Raw genomic sequence first — 16,266 nt, 5'->3', positions numbered from 1 at the left:
AATGAAGGGCTTTTTTGAAAATTCAAGCAAAACCGAACATGCCAATCGATTTTTTCCGGCGTCGCTGCTATAGACCATCGCCAACCTGCGTGAAAGGTCAATAAACAGCGTCTCCGGTTCGGTTCCGGGACAATGGAGAGGGAATTAGAAGAGTGTCAGGGAATTTCTTGCGTTTGTCCGCCGCGATGTCGCTTCTGGCCGTTGTTGCAGGATGCAATTCCTCCAATCCGTCGGACTCGCTTGCCGTCAACCCTCCGGCGGCGCAGGCCAATGCCGTTGCTCCGGTGGTGCAGGCCAACTGCCCGACGGTCACGGTTCTCGATGCCAACGCCGTCCACCGCGTTTATGCCGGTGGCGCCAAGGATGATCCGCAGAAACTCGCCTATCAGGTCTCGCTGTCAGATACGACGCGCTCGTGCACCGCGAACGAAACCACGCTGACGGTGAACGTGCTGGCGCAGGGCCGCCTCGTTCCTGGCCCGATGGCCAAGCCCGGCCGCGTGACGGTTCCGATCCGCGTGACGGTGAAGGACGGCGACGGCGAGATTTACGGCGAAACGACCAATTTCGCCATCGATGTCCCCGCAGGCGGAGCTGGCACGCAGTTCATTTTCAACAACGACCATGTGGCCATTCCCAACGGTCCGGGCGGCGCACCGAAGTCGGTCAGCGTCTATATCGGCTTCGGCGGCGAGAGCGCGAAGTCAAAGACCAAGCGCCGGTGATTTGACGGGCGAAATGTAAAAACCGGAGTCTGCTCGGCAGGCTTCGGTTCTGATTGCGCGCAAAGGTCCGAATTCCGTCACCCCGGACTTGATCCGGGGTCCAGCGCGGTCAAGTCATTGATCGCAAAAGACTCTTCTCACGGCGCAGACGCGCCGTGACTGGATGCCGGATCAAGTCCGGCATGACGGAGGAGAGGTCTACGACTTTCCATGCTTTTTAAGCGGAGGGTTTTCCCACAGCCATCGCTTTCTCCGCTGACGGGCGGCTACGAGAGTTTCGATACTCCTCCACAGCCTCAAAAAAAGCTGGCGGCAAAACGTCCCTGGCGGGGCGCGCATTTGCTAGCTCTTCATTCGACATCTCGGGAAAGTCGACAGCATCCCAGTCCGCTTCGGTATAGCCTTGGCCGGGTACGAATTCCTTTTGTGGCTGGGATGTAACCACAGCTACCTCGTCAAAAAGCGCCTTCCCACTCCGCCATTGCCGCAATGACGGCGGGCAGGTCCTGCATGCGCGAAATCACTGTTTCCGCGCCCGCATCCGTCAGCCGGTCGGCATGGCTCGGATAGGTGTGGGATGCGCCGGTGAAGCCGATGACGCGCATGCCGGCGGCCTTCGCGCCATGGATGCCGTGCACGGAATCTTCGACCACGACCACGCGGTCGGGGGAGACGCCGAACTGGGTCGCGCCGTGCAGGAAGATATCCGGCTTCGGTTTCACGCGGTCGGCTCCGAGATCCTTGGCGGAATAGATATGCGGCGCGAAATAGGGCTTCAGACCCACCTTCGTCAGCATCATGTCGAGGCGGTGGCTGGAGGAATTCGAGCAGATGCAGCGCGGTGTCGTCAGGCGCGACAGCGCGAATTTGACGCCCTCGATGATCTTCACGTCGCGTTCCAGCCGCATGTCGAGCAGCTTTTCGGATTTGTCGAGCAGGGAGGCGGAGAGGGGAATGCTGGCTTCGCTTTCCACCTGCAGAAGAATGTTCTTCCAGGTCATGCCGGCGAAGCGCTCGCCCATTTCCTCGACGGAGATCGGATAACCGGCCTCGGTCAAAAGACGGGACTCCACCTGCGCCGCGATGATTTCGGAATCGACCAGAACGCCGTCACAGTCGAAAATAATGAGGTCGAAGCCGCTCATGGGCGCTCCCTGTATCGAATTTGCTTGGAAGAAAGTGATGCCGGCGCTTTTAGACCATGTCTGCGCCAAGCTCAACCGGTTGCCCCGCAAGGGTCGGTCCCATCAGGCTCATAGCTTGGCCGGTCGGGCAAGCGACTGTGCGGCTTCGAATATTCGGCTTTGCGCATCTGCCGCGTGCAAAAAGCGCTACACACAGTCGCGCCAGATGCGTTAAGGGATGTTATGCCCAAGACAGTGAAAACCACGCCTGAAGACACCATTGCCGCACGCATCAGCCGCACTCTGGCCGACCGCATCGTTCGCGGTGAACTGTCGCCGGGTGAACGGCTGAGGCAGGATCATATCGCTGCCGAATTCGGCGCCTCGCATGTGCCCGTGCGTGAGGCGTTCCGCAGGCTGGAAGCGCAGGGCCTGGCGGCGAGCATTCCGCGCCGGGGCGTGCGGGTCGCGGATTTCGGCCTTGCCGATGTGCGCGAAGTCGCGGAAATGCGCGCGGCACTCGAGGTTCTGGCGCTGCGCCACGCCATTCCCAACATGACTTCAGCCATTCTCGACCAGGCGGAAGCCGCGACACTCGAAGGCGATAGCGCCGTCGATGTGCAGCACTGGGAGGAGGCCAATCGCCGCTTCCACCGCCTCATCACCGCGCCCTGCAACATGCCGCGCCTGATGGAGGCGATCGACGGCCTGCATGCGGCGAGCGCCCGGTTCCTGTTTTCCGCATGGCGGGCCGGCTGGGAGCGCCGCACCGATACCGACCACCGGGCAATCCTTGACGCCTTGCGCGGTGGCCGCGCCGAGGAGGCGGTGCGCATCCTCGACGGCCACGTGCAATGGATCGGCCGCAAGGCGATCCGCACCTCTTCCGGCTCGATGCACGACGCCTTCGCGATCGTTGGATAAGTCAAGCGCAACTTGCTCCATATGGTGGCTCTCGGCTCGCCCTTTTGGACTCCGTCGAAAAAGTCGGGTATCGATATCCTGTCCGCGACAAGATCAGCGGAAGGGGGAGATGGATGACGGTTGAGACGGCGAAATCACCGGGCGGATTTTTCGGCTGTCCCGCCTTGCGCTCCCTCTGTCCGCAGACCCCTTTCCAGCCCGGGAAACACCGCCAGTGACGGTTCGACTGCGCCCGCATCACCTTCTCTGCATGCTGACCTATGTGGGGAAGGGATATTCATCCGGCTTCGTCGAAAATTACGATCGTGTTGCCGCTCGCCTGAATGCGGGCGACGAAGATATCGAGCTGGTGGACGGCCCTGACGATATCTGCGTCGGCCTTTTGTGCGAAAGCCATGCCCACTGTTTCAACGAAGGCGTAGTGCAGAGGGACGAGGCGGCCCGGCTTTCGGTTTCGACGCTTTTGGGCGAAACACTGACCGCCGGCAAACGGCTGCGGGTGACGCCGGATCTTTTGGCAAGGATGCGCATGGCTTTCGCCGCCGGAGACATCCGGCAGGCCTGTCGCGGTTGCCAGTGGATCAGGTTGTGCGATCGCATCGCGGCGTCAGGATTTGCCGGCGTGAAAGTTGGCGAGCCGCTGCAAATGACGGTCAAACACGAAAAGCATTTTTCCAGCCATCCGATGCTCAGGCCTAAATATGGATCGTCTGGCCGGAAACTGTGACGGTCCACATTCCACATTCCCCCAACGCCCTCATTCCTGTGCTTGTCACAGGAATCCAGCCAGCCCAAGTCCTTGGGCTGAAAAGACTCCTCGCGCCGCGCAGATGCGCGTCGACTGGATTCCTGTGACAAGCACAGGAATGAGGGCGGGAGGACCCATCAGCCACTACTCCGGCACGTTCGTCTCTGTCCGCTCTGCGGCCTTGACCGTCGCCTTGATCTCCTTCGGGTCGCGGCCGGACTTCTCGTCGTAGCTCACCTTCACCGAATAATCGCCGGGATGCAGGGTCTCCTGATGCCGGGTGCCGTACCGGCCGGAAATTTCCTTTTGCGTGCCCTGAAGGTCTTTGGTCGTTTCGACGATGTCGATCCGCTCGGCACCCGGCGCCGTGATTGCCAGAACGCCCGCATTAAGGTCGATGTTGATTTCAGAGCGTTTTCCGGCCGTCACGGTAAAGGGCTGCTCGACCATGACTTTGCCCAGACGGGCGCGCATCACGAAATCGCCCGCCGGCATTTCCATGATCTTGCCGGTGCCGTAAACGCCGTTGATGGTCTGGCGGGTGCCGTCCAGCGTCTCCTTGGCCGAGAGCGCCTCGAAACGGATATCGTCCGTCTCCACTGCCTTGCCGTCCTGCGCATAGACCGCCTTGGCAACGACCACGCCGCTCGGAATGACGAGCTCGTGGCTGATCTTTTCCCCGGCCTTGATGGCAAGCGTTTCCTGCGCCCGTGCCGGGCCGATGCTGCCGGTGAGGAGCACTTCGCCTGCCGGCACGAAGGCCGTGTTCTGGCCGTAGACGCTGTCCTTGAAATCGCCCTTGGTGATTTCGGTCTTCGCCTGCGTTTCCACATCGCTGTCGGGGCTGCGCTTCGGCACCACCGTCAGTTCTGCCGCGTCGAAATTAACCTTCGGCCTTGCGACGCTTCCGTCCTTCACCTCAAATGGTATTTCGCGGGTGACATTGCCCAGCACCGCGACGCCGACATATCTGCCGGCCGGCAGCTTCGCCTCGAAAGTGGCGTCATAGGACCCGCCGGCATTGGCATCCGTGCGCGTTCCGTTCCGATCGGCCTTGTAAAAATCCCACCGCACTTTGTCGCTGTTGCCGAGCGAGGGGCCGCCATCGAAAAGAACAGCGTCGGTCACGACGTTAAATTGCGGTGCCGGCTGCTGCGCCCGCGACGGTGACGGCAGTGCCGCCACCAGAAGAACGGCGGAAACGACATGCATTGAAAAAGAAGCCGTTCGCATCATGGACCCCATTCGGATTACCCCCCGTTATTGCCGGCCTTCCTGCCGCATGGATATGCGCAACAGGACAACCCGTTGTGCACAACGTTTTTACGGGACTTCGGGTTCCCCATGCGGCGGCGCAAATCCGCCATGCACGCCTCGACAGCCATTTATTTTGCATTTTCCGTGACTTGTTCAGGCTTTGATAACCATCTTCGGTAACCATAAGCATCAGTAGAGAGTAAGCGTATGGAGCGAGTACCAATGGCAGCAGTTTTTCCGCTGGCCGATTTTCGGCGTGCCGGTTTTGATCGTGCGGGCGAGAGTGACGCCTGGAAAGACAGCATCATCAAAGGTGATTGTGTCGCTGCCTTGGATGCCCTCCCGAGCCAGTCGGTGGATGCGATTTTCGCCGATCCGCCCTATAATCTCCAGCTTGGCGGCACGCTTCACCGGCCCGATCAGTCGCTGGTCGATGCCGTCGATGACGAGTGGGACCAGTTCGCCTCCTTCGAGGCTTATGACGCCTTCACCCGCGCTTGGCTGCTCGCCTGCCGCCGTGTGCTGAAGCCCAATGGCACCATCTGGGTCATCGGCTCCTACCACAATATCTTCCGCGTCGGCTCCATGCTCCAGAACCTCGATTTCTGGATCCTCAACGACATCGTCTGGCGCAAGACCAACCCCATGCCGAATTTCAAGGGCCGCCGGTTCCAGAACGCCCATGAGACCATGATCTGGGCCAGCCGCGATCCGAAAGCCAAGAACTACACCTTCAACTACGATGCGCTGAAGGCCTCCAATGACGATGTGCAGATGCGCTCCGACTGGCTGTTCCCGATCTGCAGCGGCCATGAGCGGCTGAAGGGTGACGACGGCAAGAAGGTGCATCCCACCCAGAAGCCGGAAGCGCTGCTGGCGCGCATCATCATGGCCTCCACCAAGCCGGGCGACATCGTGCTCGACCCGTTCTTCGGCTCCGGCACCACGGGTGCGGTTGCGAAACGTCTCGGCCGCCACTTCGTCGGCATCGAGCGCGAACAGGATTATATCGATGCGGCCTCCGCCCGCATCGCCGCCGTCGAGCCGCTCGGCAAGGCGGAACTGACCGTCATGACCGGCAAGAAGGCCGAACCGCGCGTGGCCTTCAATACGCTGGTGGAAAGCGGGCTTGTCCGCCCGGGCCAGGTGCTGACGGATGTGAAACGCCGTTATAGCGCCATTATTCGTGCCGATGGTACTCTGGCATCCGCCGGGACCGCCGGCTCCATCCACCGCCTCGGCGCGAAGGTGCAGGGTCTCGACGCGTGTAACGGATGGACGTTCTGGCATTTCGAGGACGGCGACGAATTGAAGCCGATCGATGATCTCAGAACCATCATCCGCAGTGAAATGGCAAAGGCCGAATAGTCAAAAGCCTTGGAGGCTGAAGACGGACGATCCACCGCCCGCCCTTGTCAGGATACGTCTCCGTCCGGTTTAGTACCTTCAGTCCCGGATGGAGAACGACCAACGCCCGGCACCTCGGTGTCGGGCGTTGGTATATTCGAACATTTAATTTTAGCTAGACAAGTTTCGCGCAAGAGACCGGCCATAGTGTCTGATGCAAAGCAGTGGTTGTGAAAATCCGGTTCGGACAGATCACGAAAACATTGCTGTCCCATGCCGCTTGCGGCAGGACTGGCGCAGGCCGGAGACCGCCATTTCCGCCTGCGCCAATTTTCTTTTGTGGTTTCCGCAGGCTTTCATGAGCCGCCATGATGGCCCGCCCGGCAAAGACAAGTTCCCCAGCCTTAACAATAGATGTCCTGCGCGTTACGGAAGATTAACGTGACGCTATACACGCCCGGGAGTACATATTCTTCCAGGCTGAGTGTCGCCGGCGGTTGAAGAGAATCGCGACGCGACGATGCGAGACAGCCGGATTCGCGGGCCTTTGCCTGCGATGAACAAGGAGGCGTGCCATGCGCTCGCTTTTCAGGAAAGTCACAATAGCATCCTTCATTCTGGCGGCCGCCACGGGCGGCGCTTTCGCGGCCGGACATTCGCATGGCGAGCATTCCGGCTCGGGTGGAATGCATAGCGATCGCTCTCATGATTTCGACCGCGGTGGGAGACATTTCTTCCGCCATAACGATGACGACCTGTTCATGAACAACATGTCCATGAACTATACCGCCCCTGCCGCTTACGGGCAGAGGCCGCACCTGGTCCGTGTACTTCATGAGCTTCGTGTCGCCGACCACCGGATCGACTTCGAACGCCAGCAGGGCAGGCTGAGCGCAAGCGCTTTCAACAGGCTCGAAAATCAATCGTCCGCAATCCGCACCCAGGCGCTGAAAACGGCTGACATGCATCATGGCCATATTCCCATGAAGGCATTTTCCACCCTTCAGGGCGAAGTCCGGCAACTTGACCGGAACATCGTCCGCATGAGCTGACCGGGGCTTTCCCGCCCTTGTGCGGCAAGGACCGGAAAGACTGCCACAAACCGTGCCGGAGAGCGGTGACGGGGCACGAACCCGCCCTCCGGCCTTCCAGATTATCACCCCCTTGGGGTTGCGCGGATTTCGAAAGAAACGATCGGAAACTCAAAAAACCATGCGCCCGGCCGGATGCATGGGGAGGCGGGCCTGCCTGCTCCCCTGAGGGCCAAGGCCTTGAGGATGTCCTTGAAAGGAGAAACATCATGTCCACTATTCTTCGCAGATATCGCATCGCAGCTTTGCTTGGCGCAGCCTTTGTCGCCACACCGCTTGCAATGCCGCTTTTTCTGCACAACACGCCCGCTTTCGCCCAGGCCGGATTATCGGCCGTTCCCGGCCCGGTAACATCCGGCGGTTCCTTCGCGGGGATCGTCGCCTCCGACAAGCCGGCGGTGGTGACGATCACCACTGAAATGAAAACGCAGGGGCAGGCGACTGATGATACCACCCCCTTCGAGGAACAGTTCCGCCAGTTCTTCGGCGAGCAGGGTATTCCCATGCCGCAGCAACAGCCCAAGCAACGCCAGCCCCAGCAGGCGGAAGCGCTCGGTTCGGGCTTCATCATCTCGCCGGACGGCTATATCGTCACCAACAATCACGTCATCGACAATGCCACCGCCATCAAGGTGACGCTGGATGACGGCACCGAGCTTCCCGCCACGCTTGTCGGCGCCGACCCGAAATCGGATCTGGCCGTCGTCAAGATCACGGCGCCGAAGCCCCTGCCGGTCATCTCCTGGGGTGATTCCGACAGGCTCAAGGCCGGCGATCAGATCCTTGCCATCGGCAATCCGTTCGGCATCGGCACCACGGTTACGGCCGGCATCGTCTCCGCCCGCGGCCGCGATCTGCACAGCGGACCCTATGACGATTTCATCCAGATCGACGCGCCGATCAATCACGGCAATTCCGGCGGCCCGCTGGTCGATGTCGAGGGTAAGGTGGTCGGCATCAACACCGCCATCTACTCGCCAAATGGCGGCAGTGTCGGTGTCGGTTTCGCCATTCCTTCCGATCAGGCGCAGAATGTCGTCGTCCGTCTCATGAAGGACGGTTCGATCCAGCATGGTTTCATCGGCGTCCAGATCCAGCCGGTGACGCCGGATGTGGCGAATGCGATCGGGCTGGCAGCAGCGGAAGGCGCGCTGGTCGCCAAGGTTGATGCCGATACACCGGCAGGCCGCGCCGGCATAAAGACCGGTGATGTGATCACCGCGCTCGGCGGACAGGCGATCAAGTCGCCACGCGATCTGTCGCGCATGGTCGCCGATCTCTCACCCGGCCAGAAGGAACATGTCACTGTCTGGCGGCAGGGAGAGGACAGGGATCTCCTGATTACCGTGGGTGGAAACGACACCCAGGGCGGCGGGCAGCCTTCCACCGATAATGGTCAGCAGCAGGGCGACGCGTCATCGCAATCCCTGCCGATGATTGGCCTTGGTCTGGCGGACATAACGCCGGCCGTTCGTCAGGCTCTCAGCCTGCCACAGGGCGAGACCGGGACTGTGGTTGAAAGCATCGCGCCGTCGAAGCCTGCCGCCGAGGCCGGCCTGCAGGTGGGGGATGTGATCGTCTCGGTTAATCAGACCGCGGTGAAGTCGGCAAGCGCCGCCAAGGCCGCGATTTCGCAGGCGGGAAAGGCGGGGCGTAAATCCGTTCTGCTACTGGTTCAACGCGGAGACGCGCAGACCTATCTTGCCGTGCCATTCGCACATGGCTGAGGCCAGCATTCCGGAATGAACCGGACGATAAAGGGCAACTCCACCGGAGCTGCCCTTTCTCTCATTCTCAAGCATCGACACCGTAGGATCGCAGATCCTGTTTCAGCTTTTCAGCGCCGGTGAAGTGCACCGCCTGCCAGCCGGCGGCCTTGGCGCCTTCGACATTGACGAGCGTATCGTCGATGAAAATGCTGGCGGCGGGTCAAGGCCGAATTCCCGGGCGTGCAGCTCGTAGATCGCCACATCCGGCTTCAACAGCTTCACGTCGCCAGACACCGTCACGCCGCGCGGCAGGGTAAGGAAGGGGAACATCTTCTGCGCCTCGCGGAAGGTATCGGAGGCGAAATTGGTCAGCATCGTCACGTCGTGGCCTTTGTCGATCAAGCCAGTCATGATCGCGACGCTGTCGTCATAGGAATGCGAAACCATCTCGTGCCAGAACTTGCGGAAGGCGCGGATATGCTCTTCCCGCTCGGGAAACTGTTCCATCAGCAGCGCCTCGGCGTCTTCCCAGCCGCGTCCGCGATCCTGTTCGAGGTTCCAGTCATGGGTGCAGACATTCTCGAAGAACCATTTGCGCTCGTCGGCATCGGGAATGAGGCGGCTATAGGGAATATGCGGATCGTAATGGATCAGTACCTTGCCGATGTCGAATACGATATGCTCAATCTTGGTCATCGAAACTTCCTGCTTTCATCGAATGCGGATGGAATAGGCAGATGGAATAGCTTGGGCGATGACTTTTTTCATCACCGTCGGCAAGGCTTGCGCGTCAAGATTTGTAACCGGCTCCCACCATCCGTCATCTGGGCCGGTTTCAAGACAGTCCGGCACCTGCGCGCGATAGACCGTGAGCCTGAGCTCGAAATGGGTAAACACATGCACGATGACGCCCGCCGCCTGCCAGGTGGCAGCAAAGGGCGCGTGGGTCGTGTCCGTGCCGCCATCCAGGCGGGCGGTCCATGCCGTTGTCGGCACTTCGGTCATGCCGCCGAGAAGGCCGCTTTCGATGCGTCGCCTGAGCAGGATTTCGCCGTTTGCATTCACCGCCACGAAGGCGGCTCCCAGCCGCACCGGCTTTGCCTTTTTCGCGGCCTTGACCGGAAAACGCTCCGGCTCGTCATGGGCAAGCGCAAGACAGCTGCCATTGAACGGACAGAGGGCGCAGGCCGGCCGCTTCGGCGTGCAGATCGTGGCGCCCAGATCCATCATCGCCTGGGCAAAATCACCGGGCCGGTCGGAAGGGGTGAGCTCCGCCACCTTCGCCTTCATGGCGGGTTTGGAGCCGGGCAGGGGCGCATCTATCGCAAAAAGGCGGGAGATGACGCGCTCGACATTGCCGTCCATCACCGCCGCCTGCCGGTTGAATGCGATGGCCGCAACCGCCGCCGACGTATAATCGCCGATGCCGGGCAGTTTCTTCAGGCCCTCTTCGGTATCCGGAAAGACGCCGCCATGTTCTTTCGCCACCGCTTCCGCGCATTTTTTAAGGTTGCGGGCGCGGGCGTAATAACCAAGCCCCGCCCATGCGGCCATCACATCTTCGACCGGTGCCGCCGCCAGATCGCCGACACTTGGCCAGGCGGCAAGGAACTTCAGGAAATAGGGCTTCACCGCCTGCACCGTCGTCTGCTGCAGCATGACTTCGGAAAGCCAGACATGATAGGGATCGGCACGTTTTCCCTGTGCCGCCATGGCCGGAGACGTACGCCACGGCAACTCGCGATGGTGGCGGTCATACCATGCGAGAAGTCGTTCTGCCGTTGGATGTGATAGGTCTTGGCGAGCATATGTATTCATTGCCGCTGAACATAGTCGCGGCGCGGCAATCTGCAACAGGGCGCGACCGTGGCGAAGTGGAAAATCGCGTCCGGTGATGAATGCCGTCGACACCCGTCGTCTGATTTCGAAGAAAGGAAAACCGATGCCGAACGCGCTTCTCGATGTGATACCCCAGCCACTCCTGTCCGTTATCGGAGTTCTGCTTTCCCTCTACATTATCGGGCGGCTGCTGAACCATCTTGGCCGGATGTATTTCGGGCTGGAAAACAGCGTGGCTTTTGTCGTGGCGCGCGTGATCCGCGAAACTGGCGAACTGGAGAAAATGCGCTCGAAGCCCTCGCGGCGCTTTCGCATGTTTGAATCCGGTTTCTGGGCGCTTTTTTGTCACGTCCTGTGGATATACATGTTTGTCGTCTTGGCATGCATGTTGGTGATCGCCCTTATGTCGGATAAACCCGGCATGGCGCATCTGAAGATTTTGGTGGTGGCCTATTTCCTCTTTGGATGTTTGGTGGCGCGAATGATAAGCTTGGGCGCCCGCAGGGACTGGCGGCGATTCCGCGCGCTCCTGCGCGGTGAAGGAGATGACGATGGCGCGATCGTTTGAGGTCGGTTTTTCGCCTCTGTCGAGGAAAGCATGAAAAAACCTGCAAATTCGTTCCGCAAGGGCGTCGTACAGATCGCCGAAGTCGCCAATGGCATCATGGATCCGGTCCTGTCGAAACGGGCGGGTATCAACACGGCGCTGCTCGGCTCGTGGGATGAGATCGCCGGCGATGACTTTGCCGATTGCACGCGGCCGGAGAAAATCACCTGGCCGCGCCGCGACGAGGGCCGGATCGCGGCGGTTACCAGCCGGGTGTGCTGACGATTGCCTGCGAAGGCGCACGAGCCCTGTTTCTGACCCATGCGCAGGGCGAGTTCATTGCCCGCATCAACGGGTTTTTCGGCTTTCCGGCAGTGCGCCAGATCAGGATCGTGCAAAAACCGGTCTCCCAGGCCGTTACCCGAAGGCGAAAACCCCAGCCGCTGCGCGGCGACGCCGCCAAACGCCTCAACGACATGATGGACGGCATCGAGAGCGAGGCGCTGCGCAGGGCGGTGGAACGGCTCGGCACGGCGGTGATGCAGAAGAAGAAGCCGCGGGGCGGGACAATTTGATGCACTGCGTCGTCCTTGACTGGTCACAATTCTTTGACAAGAAGAGTTCAAAACGCCGCTTGTGATGAACAGGCCGTCGCTATATCGGAATCAACGGACAATAGAGTCTATTACCAACAGGTGCTTTCATGCATTTTCCCGAACTGACCATTTCCCGTCGCAGCCTGCTCGGCGGCGTTGCTCTTGCTGCCATTGCCACGGCCCTGCCGTTTGCCTTCACGCCCGGTGTTGCCGAGGCGCAGGAACTGCCTGAATCCACCGGTGACGTGGATATGGCTGCGGTGATGAAGCCCGGCCCGCTGCCGGAAGCGGCGCTCGGCGATGCGAATGCGCCCGTCAAGATCGTCGAATATATGTCGATGACCTGCCCGCATTGCGCAAACTTCCACAACAAGACCTTCGACGAGATCAAGAAGAAGTACATCGATACCGGCAAGGTCTATTTCGTGCTGCGCGAATTCCCGTTCGATCCGCGTGCGGCGGCGGCCTTCATGCTGGCGCGCTGCGCACCGGAAGGACAGTATTTCCCGTTCGTTTCCATGCTGTTCAAGCAGCAGCAGAGCTGGGCTGTGGCACAGGATGCCCGTGCGGCCCTGCTGCAATTGTCGAAAATGGCCGGTTTCTCACAGGAGTCTTTCGAGGCCTGCTTGACGAACCAGAAACTTCTGGATGATGTGAACGCAACGATGCAACGCGGTGCGACGGAATTCGGCATCAACTCCACGCCGACTTTCATCATCAACGGCAAGAAATATGCAGGAGACATGTCGGTTGAATCCATGTCGGCTGTCATCGACAAGCTGCTCTGATCGCCGAACCCCTAAAGGAACGGGCGGCGGATATTTCCGTTCGCCCGTTTTTTATTGCCGTATTTCTGTCCGGAGCGTTGCGGCATGAAGTTCAACAAGCTCCGCGTCGTCGGTTTCAAATCCTTCGTTGAACCTTCGGAATTCATCATCGAGCCGGGCCTGACCGGTGTCGTCGGCCCGAACGGCTGCGGCAAGTCCAATCTGGTGGAAGCGCTCCGCTGGGTGATGGGCGAAAACTCCTACAAGAACATGCGCGCATCCGGCATGGATGATGTCATCTTCTCCGGTTCCGGCAATCGCCCGGCCAGAAACACCGCCGAAGTCGGCCTTTATCTCGACAATTCGGACCGCACCGCGCCCGCCGCCTTCAACGATGCCGATGAAATTCAGGTGACACGCCGCATCGAGCGCGAAAACGGCTCGGTCTACCGCATCAATGGCAAGGAAGCGCGCGCCAAGGATGTGCAGCTTCTGTTTGCCGATGCCTCCACCGGCGCGCGTTCGCCCTCCATGGTGGGGCAGGGGCGTATTGGCGAACTCATCAACGCCAAGCCGCAGGCCCGCCGCCAGCTGCTGGAAGAGGCGGCCGGAATTTCCGGCCTGCATTCCCGCCGCCATGAGGCGGAGCTTCGCCTGCGCGCCGCCGAGGCCAATCTGGAGCGGCTGGAAGATGTGACCGCCCAGCTTGAAAGCCAGATCGAAAGCCTGAAACGCCAGGCGCGACAGGCCAATCGTTTCAAGATGCTGTCGGCGGATATTCGCTCCCGCGAGGCGACCCTGCTGCATATCCGCTGGGTGGAGGCGAAGGACGCGGAGGGCGAAGCGGAAAGCGCGCTCAATCAGGCCACGAACATCGTTGCCGAAAAGGCGCAGGCGCAGATGGAAGCGGCAAAACAGCAGGGCATCGCCAGCCTGAAACTGCCGGAACTGCGCGAGGATGAAGCGCGTGTGGCCGCCGCCCTGCAACGCCTGCAGATCGCCCGCACCCAGCTGGATGACGAGGCAAACCGCCTGTTGCGCCGCCGCGATGAGCTGGCGCGCCGGCTCTCCCAGCTTGGCGAGGATATTGTCCGCGAGGAACGGCTGGTTTCGGACAATGCCCAGATACTCGCACGGCTCGATGAAGAAGAGGCCGAACTTCTCGAAATTCTCTCCGATTCCGGCCGCCATGCCGAAGAGATGCGCGAAGCCTTCGAGGCTGCCGCCGCCAAGCTGACCGAAAGCGAAGCCGTTTTCACGGCACTGACCGCAGAGCGCGCCGAGGCCGCTGCGGGACGCCAGCAGCTGGAAAAGGCGATCCGCGAGCTTTCCGACCGTAAACTACGGTTGGAACGCCAGTCGCAGGAAGCGTCCTCCGAGATCGGTGCCGTCGATGAAAAACTCTCCGGCCTTCCCGATCCGTCCGAGCGCCGCGAGGCGGTGGAGGCTGCCGAGATCGCGGTGGAAGACGCGTTGATCGTGGCGGAAGAGGCCGAAGCCGCCGTTGCCGCGGCGCGCTCCGCCGAAGCGCTGGCGCGCGGCCCGCTGGAAACGGCGAGAAACCGGCTGAACGCGCTGGAAACCGAAGCGCGCACCATCACCAAGATTCTCGCCTCCAGCGCTGCCGCCACCGGCAGCTTCACGCCGGTTGCGGAAGAAATGACGGTGGAACGCGGTTTTGAGGCAGCGCTCGGTGCCGCCCTTGGCGACGATCTCGAGAGCTCGCTTGATCCCGCCGCTGCCGCCTACTGGGCCGGCAATGGCGACGGTGCCGGCGATCCCGCTCTGCCGCAGGGTGTAAAACCGCTTCTGGACTACGCGAAGGCACCGGATCCCCTGCGTCGCGCGCTCGCCCAGATCGGCATTGCAACCGATATTGCGCAAGCCCTGCACCTGATGCCATCGCTGAAAACCGGCCAGAGGTTGGTGACGCGCGAGGGGCGCTGTTTCGCTGGGACGGCCACATCGCCAGCGCCGACGCACCGGGAGCGGCGGCCCTTCGTCTGGCGCAAAAGAACCGCCTTGCGGAAATAGAGACGGAGCTTGAAGAGGCCCGTTTCGGTCTTGAGGAAGCCGAAGAGCAGCTCTCCATCAGAACCGAGGATATCCGAAGCGCTGAATTGCGGCTATCGGAAGTGCGCGACAGAAGCCGGCTGGCGACGCGCCAGCTTGCCGAAGCGCGAGAGGCGCTCACCGCCGCCGAACGCGCCTCGGGTGATCTTCTGCGCCGTCGCGATATCGTTTCCGAAGCGCTGAACCAGATCGGCGCGCAGATAGACGAGATCGTCGTTCAGGAAGAAAACGCCCGCATCGAAATGGAAGACGCGCCGGATCTTTCCGCCCTTGATCTGCGCCTGCGTGAAAGCCAGCTCGAGGTCGCCACCGATCGTGGCCTCTTGGCGGAAGCGCGTGCCCGCCACGAAGGGGTGAGCCGCGAGGCGGAAAGCCGCCAGCGCCGGCTGCAAGCGATTGCGCAGGAGCGTTCCACCTGGGCATCGCGCGCCGCAAGTGCCGCCGATCATATCGCCACCCTGCGTGAACGCGAGGAAGAGGCGCGCGAGGAAATAGCCGAGCTGGACATAGCGCCGGAGGAGTTCGACGAGAAACGCCGCAACCTCCTCAGTGAGCTTCAGAAAACCGAAGACGCCCGCCGTCAGGCCGCCGACCGGCTGGCGGAGGCGGAAAACCTGCAACGCGCTGCCGACCGGGTTGCCGTGACGGCGCTTTCCGAACTGGCCGAGGCCCGCGAAAAACGCGGACGCTCCGAAGAGCGGCTGGTCTCCGCCCGCGAGAAGCGGCAGGAAACCGAACATCGCATCCGCGAAACGCTGAATACCGAGCCGCACATGGCGCTGCGCCTGACCGGTCTTGGCCCTGACCAGCCGAAGCCCGATATTCGCGATGTCGAGCGCGATCTCGACCGGCTGAAGATCGAGCGCGAAAGGCTTGGCGCGGTCAATCTGCGTGCGGAAGAGGAGCAGGCCGAGCTTTCCGCCAAGCTCGCGGCCCTCATCAAGGAACGCGACGATATCATCGACGCCGTGCGCAAGCTGCGCGCCGGCATCCAGAACCTCAACCGCGAGGGCCGCGAACGGCTGATTGCGGCCTTTGATGTGGTGAATTCGCAGTTCCAGCGGCTTTTCACCCATCTTTTCGGTGGCGGTACGGCGGAATTGCAACTCATCGAATCCGATGATCCACTGGAGGCAGGGCTGGAAATTCTCGCCCGCCCGCCGGGCAAGAAACCCCAGACCATGACGCTGCTTTCCGGCGGCGAACAGGCGCTGACGGCCATGGCGCTGATCTTTGCCGTCTTCCTCACCAATCCAGCACCTATCTGCGTGCTGGACGAGGTGGACGCGCCGCTGGACGACCACAATGTCGAGCGTTATTGCAACCTGATGGACGAAATGGTGGCCTCCACCGAAACCCGCTTCGTCATCATCACCCACAATCCCATCACCATGGCGCGCATGAACCGCCTCTTCGGCGTAACCATGGCCGAACAGGGCGTCTCGCAACTGGTGTCCGTGGATTTGCAAACCGCCGAACAGCTGCGCGAAGCCGTCTGAGCGTCGTTTTCCAGTCATCA

Annotated in this window: 11 protein-coding genes and 4 pseudogenes; 10 read left to right on the top strand and 5 right to left on the bottom strand. The window is 61.1% G+C overall.

Annotated elements, in window-relative coordinates; genetic code table 11:
- Window positions 1–185: 185 nt before the first annotated feature.
- Window positions 186–725 carry a PilZ domain-containing protein gene (locus G3A56_RS06880; RefSeq protein ID WP_164056623.1) on the top strand — a complete coding sequence of 180 codons (540 nt, stop codon included), beginning with the start codon at window positions 186–188 and terminating at the stop codon, window positions 723–725.
- Between the two features lie 250 nt (window positions 726–975).
- Here G3A56_RS06880 and G3A56_RS29450 read toward each other — a convergent pair.
- Together G3A56_RS29450 and G3A56_RS06875 are read right to left on the bottom strand one after the other, a co-directional pair.
- Window positions 976–1,170: pseudogene (locus tag G3A56_RS29450) on the bottom strand (BrnA antitoxin family protein); the annotation flags it as partial.
- A 10-nt stretch (window positions 1,171–1,180) separates the two neighbouring features.
- Window positions 1,181–1,870 (bottom strand): HAD family hydrolase, encoded by a 690-nt coding sequence (locus G3A56_RS06875; RefSeq protein ID WP_003494280.1) that lies wholly within the window; start codon window positions 1,868–1,870, stop codon window positions 1,181–1,183.
- Between the two features lie 222 nt (window positions 1,871–2,092).
- Here G3A56_RS06875 and G3A56_RS06870 point away from each other — a divergent pair, with 222 nt between their 5' ends.
- The gene (locus G3A56_RS06870) at window positions 2,093–2,773 is read left to right on the top strand and encodes a GntR family transcriptional regulator (protein WP_082183867.1); all 681 of its coding nucleotides are present in this window, start codon (window positions 2,093–2,095) and stop codon (window positions 2,771–2,773) included.
- A gap of 250 nt (window positions 2,774–3,023) precedes the next feature.
- On the top strand, window positions 3,024–3,500 hold the full coding sequence (locus G3A56_RS06865; RefSeq protein ID WP_082184610.1) for a DUF1284 domain-containing protein: 477 nt from the start codon (window positions 3,024–3,026) through the stop codon (window positions 3,498–3,500).
- Between the two features lie 165 nt (window positions 3,501–3,665).
- Here the strand turns inward: G3A56_RS06865 and G3A56_RS06860 are convergent, their stop codons facing one another.
- On the bottom strand, window positions 3,666–4,766 hold the full coding sequence (locus G3A56_RS06860; RefSeq protein ID WP_082183868.1) for a hypothetical protein: 1,101 nt from the start codon (window positions 4,764–4,766) through the stop codon (window positions 3,666–3,668).
- A 234-nt stretch (window positions 4,767–5,000) separates the two neighbouring features.
- On the opposite strand from G3A56_RS06860, the gene G3A56_RS06855 reads away from it, so the two are divergent.
- The 3 genes from G3A56_RS06855 (at window position 5,001) to G3A56_RS06845 (ending at window position 8,943) form a co-directional block, all read left to right on the top strand.
- A complete protein-coding gene (locus G3A56_RS06855) occupies window positions 5,001–6,146 on the top strand; it encodes a site-specific DNA-methyltransferase (RefSeq protein ID WP_003494284.1) in 1,146 nt (381 codons plus the stop codon).
- Between the two features lie 554 nt (window positions 6,147–6,700).
- A complete protein-coding gene (locus G3A56_RS06850) occupies window positions 6,701–7,177 on the top strand; it encodes a hypothetical protein (RefSeq protein ID WP_082183869.1) in 477 nt (158 codons plus the stop codon).
- Between the two features lie 248 nt (window positions 7,178–7,425).
- Window positions 7,426–8,943 carry a DegQ family serine endoprotease gene (locus tag G3A56_RS06845; RefSeq protein ID WP_082183870.1) on the top strand — a complete coding sequence of 506 codons (1,518 nt, stop codon included), beginning with the start codon at window positions 7,426–7,428 and terminating at the stop codon, window positions 8,941–8,943.
- A gap of 67 nt (window positions 8,944–9,010) precedes the next feature.
- Here G3A56_RS06845 and G3A56_RS06840 read toward each other — a convergent pair.
- Window positions 9,011–9,621, bottom strand: a pseudogene (locus tag G3A56_RS06840) (HAD family hydrolase).
- A gap of 15 nt (window positions 9,622–9,636) precedes the next feature.
- On the bottom strand, window positions 9,637–10,743 hold the full coding sequence (gene mutY / locus G3A56_RS06835) for an A/G-specific adenine glycosylase (protein ID WP_137037226.1): 1,107 nt from the start codon (window positions 10,741–10,743) through the stop codon (window positions 9,637–9,639).
- Window positions 10,744–10,819: 76 nt separating this feature from the next.
- On the opposite strand from mutY, the gene G3A56_RS06830 reads away from it, so the two are divergent.
- The 4 genes and pseudogenes from G3A56_RS06830 (at window position 10,820) to G3A56_RS06815 (ending at window position 16,246) form a co-directional block, all read left to right on the top strand.
- The gene (locus tag G3A56_RS06830) at window positions 10,820–11,332 is read left to right on the top strand and encodes a hypothetical protein (RefSeq protein WP_246231200.1); all 513 of its coding nucleotides are present in this window, start codon (window positions 10,820–10,822) and stop codon (window positions 11,330–11,332) included.
- 30 nt (window positions 11,333–11,362) lie between these two features.
- A pseudogene (locus tag G3A56_RS06825) lies at window positions 11,363–11,886 on the top strand (DUF721 domain-containing protein).
- A gap of 128 nt (window positions 11,887–12,014) precedes the next feature.
- A complete protein-coding gene (locus G3A56_RS06820; protein ID WP_003494292.1) occupies window positions 12,015–12,695 on the top strand; it encodes a DsbA family protein in 681 nt (226 codons plus the stop codon).
- Between the two features lie 84 nt (window positions 12,696–12,779).
- Window positions 12,780–16,246, top strand: a pseudogene (locus tag G3A56_RS06815) (chromosome segregation SMC family protein).
- Window positions 16,247–16,266: the final 20 nt, after the last annotated feature.

Source organism: Rhizobium oryzihabitans, assembly GCF_010669145.1.
Classification (GTDB): Bacteria; Pseudomonadota; Alphaproteobacteria; order Rhizobiales; family Rhizobiaceae; genus Agrobacterium; species Agrobacterium oryzihabitans.
Note: the sequence above shows the minus strand (reverse complement) of the source record. Positions and strands in the feature narration are given on the sequence as shown.